This is a genomic window from Leeuwenhoekiella sp. A2 (assembly GCF_047946655.1).
Classification (GTDB): Bacteria; Bacteroidota; Bacteroidia; order Flavobacteriales; family Flavobacteriaceae; genus Leeuwenhoekiella.
In genome coordinates this window covers 2,231,463-2,244,312 of sequence record NZ_CP172311.1, presented here as the reverse complement: position 1 = coordinate 2,244,312, position 12,850 = coordinate 2,231,463, and the positions used below count along the sequence as shown (strand labels likewise).

6 protein-coding genes are annotated in these 12,850 nt (G+C 36.1%); 2 read left to right on the top strand and 4 right to left on the bottom strand.

Annotation, left to right across the window (positions count from 1 at the left end):
* Window positions 1-14: 14 nt before the first annotated feature.
* From ACH3PA_RS09860 to ACH3PA_RS09845, 4 genes are all read right to left on the bottom strand, one after another.
* A complete protein-coding gene (locus ACH3PA_RS09860) occupies window positions 15-2,693 on the bottom strand; it encodes a c-type cytochrome (protein WP_416444674.1) in 2,679 nt (892 codons plus the stop codon).
* Window positions 2,694-2,739: 46 nt separating this feature from the next.
* Window positions 2,740-4,233 carry a RagB/SusD family nutrient uptake outer membrane protein gene (locus ACH3PA_RS09855; protein ID WP_416444676.1) on the bottom strand — a complete coding sequence of 498 codons (1,494 nt, stop codon included), beginning with the start codon at window positions 4,231-4,233 and terminating at the stop codon, window positions 2,740-2,742.
* A gap of 46 nt (window positions 4,234-4,279) precedes the next feature.
* Window positions 4,280-7,372: a SusC/RagA family TonB-linked outer membrane protein gene (locus ACH3PA_RS09850; RefSeq protein ID WP_416444678.1), complete on the bottom strand. Its 3,093-nt coding sequence runs from the start codon at window positions 7,370-7,372 to the stop codon at window positions 4,280-4,282.
* A gap of 610 nt (window positions 7,373-7,982) precedes the next feature.
* The gene (locus tag ACH3PA_RS09845; protein WP_416446620.1) at window positions 7,983-9,023 is read right to left on the bottom strand and encodes a GntR family transcriptional regulator; all 1,041 of its coding nucleotides are present in this window, start codon (window positions 9,021-9,023) and stop codon (window positions 7,983-7,985) included.
* A gap of 363 nt (window positions 9,024-9,386) precedes the next feature.
* On the opposite strand from ACH3PA_RS09845, the gene ACH3PA_RS09840 reads away from it, so the two are divergent.
* The gene (locus ACH3PA_RS09840; protein ID WP_416444680.1) at window positions 9,387-11,480 is read left to right on the top strand and encodes a bifunctional aldolase/short-chain dehydrogenase; all 2,094 of its coding nucleotides are present in this window, start codon (window positions 9,387-9,389) and stop codon (window positions 11,478-11,480) included.
* A 77-nt stretch (window positions 11,481-11,557) separates the two neighbouring features.
* A complete protein-coding gene (locus ACH3PA_RS09835) occupies window positions 11,558-12,838 on the top strand; it encodes a sugar isomerase (RefSeq protein ID WP_416444682.1) in 1,281 nt (426 codons plus the stop codon).
* The last annotated feature ends 12 nt before the right edge of the window (window positions 12,839-12,850 follow it).

Below are 12,850 nucleotides of genomic sequence, written 5' to 3'. Positions count from 1 at the left end.
ACCAGCTGCCATGCTTAATTACTATCAGATGAAGAATAAATCTCATTCTCTGGGTTACCTCCAGATACCAAATACGCCAGTAAGTCTTTAAGTTCTTCAGCATTGAGCCCATTTATAGTTCCCGGTGGCATTAAAGACAATGTTGAGAGTTTAGTATTTAGCACCTCATCTTTGGGTATATCTCGCGTGATATCTGGAGCGTACGGATTTTGAGCAATGATATATTTCTCATCATCTTCATTTACTAATCTACCTACTACAGATTGACCATCCTTTAACACAAAAGTTGTTGAATTATATTGATCTGAAATGACGTCGCTTGGATTAATAATAGCTTTTAATATATCTTCTGGTGTAAATCTTGTTCCCAACTGAGTAAGATCTGGACCAATATTTTCTCCTTCCCCTCTCATTGTATGACAGTTTACGCATGTGGTAGCTATAAACATGTTCTTACCTTGTGTGAAATTTCGATCTCCCAGACCATTTTCAAGTAATGGATCAATATCTTCTTCCTGCCAATTTTTACCAGGACCCTTAGGTTGAACCCCAATAGCAAGATCATTTCCCGAACTTGTCAAAAGAGAATCACCAGACATTTGATTGTAGTATTCAAATTTGCTTTTGGGCACATGAGACAAAGCCATTTCTCTTGCTTTATCAATATAGCCTATGTAGCTTCTTCCTGCTTTGAAAGAAAAAGCTTTATAAAACCATTTAAAATATTTCTCCCTTAATTGTGGCGTCCAGCCTTCTGTAACGTTGCTTAAAACTATACCGTAATAGGTATGTTGTGCGGGTGGCATATTTTTAAGAGTTTGGGCAATATCCATCCCATACTGTGGGTTGCGCAGAATTAAATCTGAAGAATTGGTAGCAGTATTAGCCATGACATCAGCATTTTCTCCGGTCTGAGACTCTAACAAATCTAAAGTCTTTGTTACCACCTGTGGATCGTTAAGATAAGCAAGAGTTTTACTTAATAACTGATTTGAAACATCTGTTTTTGAAGGATAATGCGCAGTTAAATAAGCTATTACTTTACGTTTTAAATCTACATTAGGAATACCGAATCGTGACAGTGTAAGTTCAAAGGCTCGTAATATATTTACCTGTTCTATTGCTGTTAATCCTGTATAATCTAACTGTGTTAGAGTCTTGAGCATGCGATCTCTTTGAGATTGATTTGCATGTCTAGCTAATGCGATGATCCCCTGTATTTGAGAGACCGGATCTTTTTCGGCATAAACCTGTGTCTGCCACTCGTCAACAGGCTGATGTTCAATAGCAATTCTTGCAGCATACTGAACGAATCGATCTGGGCTTTTTAAATACGGCCAGGCATAGGCAACAGCTCCATCTTTGGGTGCTGTATGATATGCTTCTAACTGTTTTCTAATTTTATGCTCTTTAGTTTCTGGCTCAGCTCTCTCTGAATCTGCAGAAGCATTTTGCTCATCTGCATTGTCATAAAATACCCGGTATAGATCTGATTCTAATCTACGACCACCCGTCATAAAATATAAAGCGCCATCAGGCCCAATTACCCCATCAGTGAGAGGAAGAGGAATCCCTGAAAGAAATTCTTCTTTTTCTCCTGTGTATGTAGACCCTTCAGGTTTCAATTCTATACTATAGATAATCCCAAAGCTCCAATCAAATGTAAACAGACTATGCTTATATTTTTCAGGAAAATTAGCTTTGCTTCCATAAATTACATTAGTGGGAGAACCTTGACCTATGTTGAGAATCGGAGGTAAATTATCTGGATAAGCAGGAGACCATTTTCCGTTTCCTGTACGCCACCCAAACTCACTACCACTTGTTACATGACATATTCTGGTAGGTCTATACCAAGGCATTCCTAAATCCCATTCCATATCAGAGTCATATGTAAACATATCCCCTACCTCATTAAAAGCCAGATCAAAGGGATTACGAAATCCTGCACTTACTAATTCCCATTTTTTGCCCTCAGGATCTATATTAGCAATCCATCCCCCCGGCGCTCCTCTATTATTAGCGTGACCTCTGGGATCTTTAATTTGAGGAAAAAGATTGTCATCTGCCCATACTTTAGGTAAACGATAAGAATCCATTTCTGGAAGATCTGTGTGATTTCCTGCGATTACATATAGTGACTTTTTATCTGGACTTAACACGATACTATGGGGACCGTGTTCTCCTGGCTCTCCACTAAGTGATTTTAAAAGAGAGATTTTATCATATTGATCATCATTATCTGTATCCTGAAGACGATACAAGCCTGTCCCTCTCTCAAATTTATTATCACTGGTATGATTTACCATTACATACAAACTGTTAAAGGCATATAGTAATCCCTGAGCATATCCCATCTGAATTATGGAATCTGCAACTTGTTCTCTGGTATGAATCCTAAGCTTTTCTATTTTAGGAGTAAGCTCTTTAGAACCTATTGGGGATAATTCTAACCGATACAATGCTCCATATTGATCTGCAGTAATTAAACGTCCCTTATTGTCAAAAGTCATGGCTACCCATGACCCCTCATCTCGATCGCCTGGGCTATATAAATGTTCTGCCTTAAAACCTGGTGACAGTTTAAGTTTTTCAATTTTAGGATTTTTATTTTCAGAAGATACCGTGTCTTTAGACTGTTCACATGAACTTATCATAAAAACGAGCATCAGAGCTATAAGGAGAGACTTCATGGTAGAGCTTTTTACTAGGGTCATAATATAATTATATATTTTATTCTTAAAAATTTGGACTTAGATCTGCCTCTGCAGCAGGAAGCGCATATAATAAAGATATATTAGAAAAAGCATTCCCTCTAGGTTCCGCCCCTTCCTGATAATAATAATCTATAGGATTAGCTTTAATTCTGTCACCATAGGCAGTTATAACATCTACTGCACGACCAGTTCTTACCAGATCAAACCAACGCTTATTTTCAAAGGCCAATTCTACTCTGCGTTCTCTATAAATAGCATCCTTTAAATTACCAATAGGATCTCCCAGTCCAGCTCGTGAACGTACTTCATTTAAATATGGGAGAGCCTCTCCTGATTTGCCCTGCTCATTTAAAGCTTCTGCTAAAAACAGCAGCACTTCTGAATATCTATATACAGGCCAGTCCATACCATGATTACCATCAAGTGAATGAGTTTTAGCATATTTTTTTATATAGGGATAAACACCATCTTTCCAACCACTCTGACTTATTTGAATAGAATCAATAGAAGCATTTTTACGCAAGTCGCCATCTTCATAAGCAGCAATAATGTCTGGAGTAGGAATATTATTTCCTTCTCCACTACGAGGCTGGGGATTTGATGTCCCAGTAATGGTCACTAATTCTTCTGCAGTTATAGGGAGAGGTAAAAATTGATACAAAAAATTTCCGTTTAACCCTTCTGCTCCCTCCTTAAACTGAACTTCGAATACTGATTCTATATTATTTTTATTACTGTCGTTATTAGAAAAAGCATCTGCATAATTTGCCATAAGTGCATATTCATTGCTATTAATAACTTCCTTTAATAGTGTTTCTGCTTCTGCCCATCTTTTTTGTACAATATAAACATTTGCTAAAAGGGTTTTTGCTGCACCAGAAGTTATTCTTCCTGGTTCTTGTTGAGATTTTTTGGGCAACAATCGTGTAGCTTCTTCTACGTCATTTATAATTTGAGCATAAATATCTTCTGCTGGAGATAAAGGTAAAGCAGCTTCCTGACGATTTGTTACAGGCTCTAAATGCAAAGGCACACTTCCAAAATAACGTACGAGTTCGAAATAAGCATATCCCCGTAAAAATAAAGCCTGCCCTTTTAGATTATTTTTAGCGCTTGTATCAAAGTCTGCTTCATCTATAGTAGTAGTAATTTGATTGACACGCGCGATAATTTGATAATCCAGTATGTACTGGTTAGTCACATGTGTATTAGTAGTGACGCCATTATCACTAGGTATAGCAAAGTCTGCAATATCTTCTTGTTGTTCTGTTGCTCCAAAGAGCACATTTCTTGCGTAATATGTATTGTCTGAGTGCATTTCTCCCAAAAGCCAAGCTCTGTCATTAACAATACTTCTCAAAGGCACATAAGCTCCATTTACAGCTTGTTCAAAATCTGCTTCAGTCTTAAAAAACGTTTCAGAACTTAAAGAGGTTTCAGGATATATAGTTAGCTCATCATCACAACTTATGAAGATAGAACTAATTAGAGCAAAGAGTAGAATTACTTTTTTCATTTTAATATTTTTAATTTTAGCACTCATGTTAGGTTAACACTTAAAATTAGAAGTTCAGGTTTAAACCAAAACTGAATATTCGTGGTACCGGATATCCAGAATAATCGACACCTTGGCTTAGGTTTCCACCATCTCCATTTCCATCAGGTTGTGCGCTTATTTCGGGATTAGGACCACCCCAGTATTTTGTGAATATATACACGTTTTGAACTGAAGCATACACTCTGGCAGATTTGAAATATTTTTCCATTCCTGGAAGAGTATATCCCAGTGTAATATTTCTAATATTAAAATAAGAGGCATCTGCCACGAATCTACTATTTACCCAGTCTCTCTCAATACCAGTAACATTCCCACCACCCACAGTGGTACCATAAAAACCTCGACCTGGATTATCTACTGATCTAAAACGATACTTCACATCTTTTAAGAGATTAAAAACACCATCAAGATTAGCAGTACTATAAATATGCCTTACTAATAATTCATTACCCTGTGAGCCAGTTCCTAAAATAGAGAAATCAAAATTCCCAAATTCTACCGTATTTGTAATTCCATAAGTAAAATCGGGAAATGGGCTCCCCATAATAGCTCGATCGTCATCATCGCCGCCATTGGTGATAACCCCATCTCCATTTACATCAACTAATTTTATACTACCTACAGTAGACCTTCCAGGAACTTGGGGTGAACTGTCTAAGTCAGCCTGGTTTAAATAAACACCATCTGCAATATGACCATAAAACTGACCAAACGGCTTACCTACTTCGGTTATATGAAAAGCTCCATATACTCTGTCAATACCATCTGCAAGAGATTTTACAATATTTCTATTAAATGAAATATTAGCACTGGTTTTCCATTTAATCTTACCTGTAGTATTTATAGAATTAATCCCAAACTCGTGCCCCCAGAAATGTATTTCACCAATGTTATCACTAAAATTAGTAAACCCTGATTCTTGCGGAACCTGAACGTTATATAACAAATTAGTGGTGTTCTTACTGTAATAATCATATACAAATGAAACTCTGTTATCAAATAAACTCAGGTCTAAACCCACATCAAATTGTTTTGTTGTTTCCCAACCTAAATTTGGGTTAGATAGTGAAGTAACAGCGGAGCCCGGAGCGGTATTCCCATTAAAAACTGCGTTTACTGTATTGTTGATAAGAGCATATTGAGTATAATTACCAATATTATTATTGCCAGTAACTCCATAACTAGCTCGTACTTTTAATAGAGACAAGGATGAAACATTTTGCATAAATTCTTCATCAGAAGCAATCCAACCAACAGATACAGAAGGAAAGGTACCCCATCTATTTTCAGCTCCAAATCGAGAGGAACCGTCGCTACGTACAGAAGCGGTTAGTAAATATTTCCCTTTATAGTTGTATGTAAGTCTGGATAAAAAAGAAACTAAACTATATTCCTGAACTCCGCTATTTGTTCCTCCCCTATCAATGTTAAGCGCTCCCTGAACGACAGGCAGTCTGTCATCTGAAAATGTATCTGCCTGAAGTCTGTTTCTATCTCGACGAAACTTTTGAAAAGTAAACCCACCCAACACTTCAAAACTATGATCTCCCAAACTTTTAGAATAGGTAGCTGTATTTTCATTTAACCATGAAAAATCTTCAACTGTTTCTCTTACAGATCGAGATGTTGTAGGCAAGGTTACATTAATACCGCTGGTAGCAGTAGAAGGACTAAAATAAGAATACTTAGAATTATAAAATTCTGCATTCATAGTGGTTTTTAATATCAAACCGTCTATAGGTTTATATTCCAAATATGCATTAGATAATAAATTTAAATTCTTGGTTTCATTTTTTATTTCCTGTGCAGATCTTACCCAGTTGGCATAGTTAAAAATATTACCAGTGCTTCCCGGTAAATTATTTTGAATTGTCAACTCCCCACTTTCGTCATAGATAGGCATTATAGGCCAGGTATGTAGGGCATTAAATAGAATACCTGTTCCACGATCCCCGTCTGTGGGTGGTATATTATCAATCATATAAGCTGGAGCAACATTAAATCCTACTCTAACATTATCTGATAAGTCATAATCAAGGTTCATACGAATAGAATATCTTCTATAATCTGAATTAAGGACAACCCCTTCCTGATTAAAGAATCCTGCAACTACTGCCGTTCTAATTCTATCTTTATTAGAAGTAACGGTAAGATTATAACTCTGCATAGGTGCAGTACGCAGCAAAGCATCATACCAATCATTATTTTTACCTGCATATTGTGAGGGATTTTGAAAAATTTCTGGTACGGGATCACCTTGATCTTGGTAATATTCTTTTTTAAATTGAGCAAATTCTACGGCGTTCATCATTTCAACTCTGCCACGTTGAGGCACGGTCTGCATTCCTGTTGATGTGCTAAAAGAAATGTCTGTTTTGCCAAGGCGCCCTTTTTTTGTAGTCACCAGAACAACACCGTTGGCAGCTCTTGATCCATATAACGATGTAGAAGCCGCATCTTTTAAAACAGAAATATCTTCTATTTCATCAGGATTTATATCACTAATATCTCCTGAAATAGGAAAACCATCTACCACGTATAAAGGACTACTTCCCCCAGAAACTGATAATTGACCACGTATTCTTACAGACATGCCGCCGCCAGGCTTTCCTGTGGTTTGATTTATTTGCACCCCAGAAAGTCTCCCTTGTAATTTTTGGGTTACCTGAGATACCGGAATATCAGTCAACTCTTCGGCTTTTACTGTTTGAACAGATCCTGTTATTTCCCTTTTCAATTGGCTACCATACCCTACTAATACTACTTCACTTAGGCTATTAGTATCCTGCATTAAACTAATATCAACTTGTGTTTTACCATCTAGAGGAACTGTTTGTGTAGCAAAACCCACATATGAGAATACTAAAGTCGCATTTTCTGTGGTGAGATTTAGACTATAATTCCCATCAAAATCTGTAACCACCCCATTGCTAGTACCTTTTTCAAATACGTTAACTCCCGGCAGAGGCATTGAATCTTCCGTTGAAACTACCTGGCCGGTAACTGTAGTTCCATTTTGCGCATTCATATTAAAAGTAATAAAAATCAAAAGCACTAAAAATAGAGCCCTTGGAAAACGATTAAGAAAATTTCCCATAATTGAAAGGTTAGTCATTTCTAATTTTGATATTGATGTAATTGTTAATATAGTCTTAACAATATTACAACCTCGAAAACGGGAATGCATCCTGTACTGTGCCGCACTATCCTGTACTGTGCTGCTATCATTGATGCCCTGACTTATTTAAAATCAACTAACCAATAGGAAATAGAGTTTTACTCAACTAGAAGACAACGCCCTATTTGTTATAGAATACTTAATTATTGAAGGCGTGCCTGAATGCCAAACGTAAGCGACATAAAAGTCTATACCAACTTTTAAAACCTCCCTTTTCAAGCCTAAAATCACTAAAAATCACGTTAAAATCGGAAGAAGAAAGTTAGTAGCAACAAAACCATTCATTGATCAAAAAAAACGGCTTAAAACGTTCAAAAACCAGTTTTGTGAACCTGAAAATTGTTCTGCTACGAGAATATTTGGACCATATTAGCCCACTTTAATTAACAGAAGATCGCAATTCCGGTTTTGATTAATTAAAAGAAAGCTAAAAATTATGGCAAAGGTGAAAAGCCGAAGTGTCTTCAGCTTTTTAAAAAAAAAAGTTATTTAATGTGTAGGAAGATAAAATACAGCTTCTAGACATCTACTATAAGGACTCTCTGTCAATAAAATTGAAAGGGTTTTTTATTTTACCCTTTTCTTTATTCAAAATCATTCTCGCTGCTGTTTCCCCCATCAGCTTAAAATCAGTTGAAATAACTGTTATACCTAATAATTCTTTTAACGGCGTATCATTATATGAAATAACCCCAATCTCTTTTCCTATACAATATTCCTTATCCCTTATCTGCTTGACCAAATTCACAAGATCAGATTCTTCTATTGTTATAAACAAATCTCCCTTTTTAAGTACCATATCATCATAGATCTCGTCCAGAATTTCAAAATCTCGGGAATTTTGAACGCAAAATTTCCTGAAACCATGTAAAATTCTTTTAGGATAGGGATAAACAGATTTTTCAGGATAAATTAAAAACAGCTTTTTATAATTTAATATCTTATTTAACCCTTCACTTAAGGCTTGGTATATATCATTTTCAAAATCTTGATAAATCTCTATCACGCTACCATTGATTTCAAGTTTATTGTTGTCCATTAAAATCAACTTATTTCTAGGAATAGCCTCTATTGCCTGCACTACCTCATCTGTCATACTAATGTGGCGTAAATCTTCAGTTTTAAAATGAGGCATAATTACATAGTAGTCGTAAGCAGATTTATTTTTATCTAACAGGTTTAAAAAAAGAGTTTTATCGCAATGATAAATATGTAAATCTGTGTGTGAGTTCCCCCCTAAACTGTTTATAAAAGAATTATAAACTCTCATTTTATAAGAACTTAATTTATTAATAAGAAACAAGATGTTTACTTTAGAAATAAGTTTAGTGCGAGTAATATAATAACCCTTTCCTCTTATAGAAGTTATAATCCTTCTTTCTTTTAAAATATTATATGCTTTTTCAACAGTATCACGTGACAAATAAAACTCCTCACTAAACTGGTTAATTGAGGGGATTTTTTGATCCATTTTTAAATTACCAGAAGAAATATTTTGAATAATAGAATCTACTATTTGGCTATATTTAGGGATACGAGAATTCTCATCAATACTAATGTATTTAAACATATTCATTTAATAATTTGTTAAGGCCTAAAAAGCATAGTTGTGTTAATGGTTAAAATTAGAAGGATTAAATTGGTTTACAAAAATTAAATTTTGTGCTTTTTGAACAGTATCCTTATTTACTTTGGGTAGCCAAAACGTATTTACTCAAATTTGGCTTTATTAAGATAATTGTTCTATTAGAGAAAATCCATTTCAACTTACATCACCCCACCTAATCCTTTGATGTTTTACATATAATTTCGTTAGTACAGAGATGTTAGGAAAACACAGATTTTACTTTCTAAACAGTACAGTACAGGATAGAAAGGCAATTGGGTTCATTTATATTCGCTTTAAATAGTACTAGAAACTAATAAAAAAGCTGTGAAAAACTTTAAATACGTAGATTATCTCTGGGATGAAAAAGAGGCAGCAAAACTAGGCGATGATCAAATCGCACTTTTTCTTTACCGCTCTAATCTTTTAGGATCAGATTTAAGAATAACAAATTATGGTGGTGGTAATACCAGCTGTAAAACCATAGAAGAAGATCCATTAACAAATGAAGAGGTTGAAGTAATGTGGGTAAAAGGATCTGGAGGAGATATAGGAACTTTGACTAGGCAAGGCATCGCAGGACTCTACACCAATCGTCTAAGAAATTTAAAAAATGTCTATAAAGGTTTAGCAGATGAAGACCGAATGGTAGGTTTATTCAACCATTGCATTTACGACCTCAACAGCAAAGCACCTTCTATTGACACTCCTTTACATGGGTTGTTACCTTTTAAACACATAGACCATTTACATCCGGACGCTTTAATTGCTATAGCAGCCGCAGAAAACAGCGAGAACGTTACGAAGGAAATTTGGGGAGACACGATGGGTTGGGTCGCTTGGCAACGTCCAGGTTTCGACCTTGGTCTCCAATTAGAAAAATGTTTAAAGAACAATCCCGGTATACGTGGTATTGTATTAGGCAGCCATGGATTATTCACTTGGGGAGACACTTCCTATGAGTGCTACATTAATAGTCTTGAGGTTATTGAAAAAGCCTCAGAGTACATAGAAAAGAAAATTAAAGAAAACGGTAGCGTTTTTGGAGGTCAAAAATTAAAAAGCTTGCCAGCTGAACAAAGGGCTCAACAAGCAGCATCTTTAATGCCCATGCTTAGGGGTTTGGCTTCTTCTCAAAATCGCATGATTGGTCATTTTACAGATAGCAGTACTGTTCTAGAGTTTATAAATAGTTACGACCTTTATAAACTTGCTCCTATGGGCACTTCGTGTCCTGATCACTTTTTAAGAACGAAGATCAAGCCACTAATATTAGACCTTAATCCACATGAGGACTTAAGTAATACTGAAACAATTTTATCAAAATTAGAGCCTTTATTTAAGGCATATCGGCAGGAATATGGAGAATACTATGACAGCTGTAAACATCCTAATAGCCCCGCTATGCGGGATCCTAATCCTGTCATTATTATATATCCCGGAGTGGGAATGTTCAGCTTTGCAAAAAATAAGCAAACCACACGTGTGGCAAGCGAATTTTATATAAATGCCATTAATGTTATGCGCGGTTCTGAAGCTATAACCAATTATACTTCTTTACCGCGGCAAGAAGCCTTTGATATTGAATACTGGCTGCTTGAAGAAGCAAAACTACAGCGTATGCCTAAAGAGCAGCCGCTTTCGCGAAAAGTAGCAATTGTAACGGGAGCTGCAGGCGGCATTGGTAAAGCAATAGCAGATAAACTCGTGGCCGAAGGTGCCAACGTTATTCTAACTGATGTAAGCGAAGATGCATTAAATGAAGCAGTTAAAACCTATAAGAAAGATCAGGTTACTGGTGTCATTTGTGATGTTACAGTTGAAGATTCTATATCAAAAGCATATAAACAAGCGTGCTTAGCTTTTGGTGGAGTTGATATTATAATTCATTCTGCCGGTCTTGCCATCTCAAAACCTCTGGCAGAGACTACGATCAAAGATTGGGATTTACTTCAAAATGTGTTGGTAAAAGGTCAGTTTTTAATGGCTCAGGAAGGTGTTGCTATTATGCGTAAACAGGGTTTTGGTGGCGATATTATAAATATAGCAAGTAAAAATGGATTAGTTTCTGGCCCTAATAATGTGGGATATGGAACTGCTAAGGCTGCTCAACAACATATGACTCGCTTACTGGCTGCAGAACTGGGTCCAGATAAGATAAGAGTTAACACAGTAAACCCTGATGGAGTAATAGTAGGTAGTAAAATCTGGGAAGGATCATGGGCAGAAGGGCGTGCAAAAGCTTATGGTATAGATGTGAAAGATCTCCCTGCTCATTATGCTAAACGCAACTTGCTTAATGAGATAATTCTGCCGCAGGATATTGCCCAAGGTGTATTTGCTTTCGTAGGCATATTAGATAAAAGTACCGGGAATACTATAAATGTAGATGGTGGTATGGCCAATGCTTTTGTAAGATAAGAGGTATACCTCATTAATAAAACCTAGGTGCTTTGTAATAGACTCTGTCTCTTTCATGCCTTAGTATTATACCATTTATGAGAATTCAAGAACAACATCTTAACGATTTAAATAAAAGCGAACTATCCCGTCATAAAAATCAATATGATTTTTTATCTCAGGATTTGACAAATCAGGGTGTTTCAGTAGCAGAAGTCATAAATAAACTATCAAATTTTCAAGTTGCTATACCCAGTTGGGCCTTAGGTGCAGGCGGCACGCGCTTTGGTCGTTTTTCATTTGCGGGTGAACCTGCGACTTTAGAGCATAAAATAGAAGATGTAGGCATAATTCATAGTCTTACTCAGACGGCCGGAGCTGTTTCATTACACATTCCTTGGGATGTTCCACAAGATTACAAAGCGGTAAAAGAACTCGCTACTGAGCATAAAATAAAGTTTGATGCCGTAAATAGTAATACTTTTCAGGATCAAAAAGAGGTTAAGGAAAGTTATAAATATGGTTCACTAAGCAATACCAATTCATCGGTTCGAGATCAAGCAATAGCTCACAATAAAGAAGTAATAGAAATAGGAAAGAAATTAGGAGCTAACAAACTCACAGTCTGGTTAGCAGATGGCTCTTCATTTCCGGGACAAAACAATTTTCAGACTGCCTTTGCACATACCCAGAATAGCCTTATTTCTATTTATGAAGATATGCCGGCCCACTGGAAGCTTTTTATTGAATACAAGCCCTACGAGCCTAATTTTTACAGTACCGTAATTCAGGATTGGGGTACTTCTTTTATGCTTGCAAATGGTTGTGGTGAGAGAGCTTATACCTTAGTAGATTTAGGTCATCATTTGCCAAATACTAATATTGAGCAAATAGTGTCTGTTTTAATGCTTAAAGGTAAACTTGGTGGTTTTCATTTTAATGATAGTAAATATGGTGATGACGATATTACTGTGGGAAGTATAAAGCCATATGCGTTATTCTTGATTTTTAACGAACTTGTTTATGGCATGAAGAACAATACTAACAATCCGGAACTTTCCTGGATGATTGATGCAAGCCATAATATAAAAGATCCTTTAGAAGATTTAATTCAATCCTTAGAAGCTATTCAGGAAGCCTATGCAAAAGCTCTTATAATCGATCAAATTAGCCTAAAAACAGCGCAGGATGAAAACGATGTCGTTACCTGTCAGGAAATTTTACAAGCTGCATATCGCACAGATGTAAGACCTCTTATACGTGAAGCACGTTTACAAAGCGGTGGAGTCTTAAACCCTATTCAGGCTTATCGTAAATTAAGCGTTCGCAAAAATCTTATTACTGAACGGGGGATGCACACAATAGCTACAGGATTATAAATTTCAATTTTA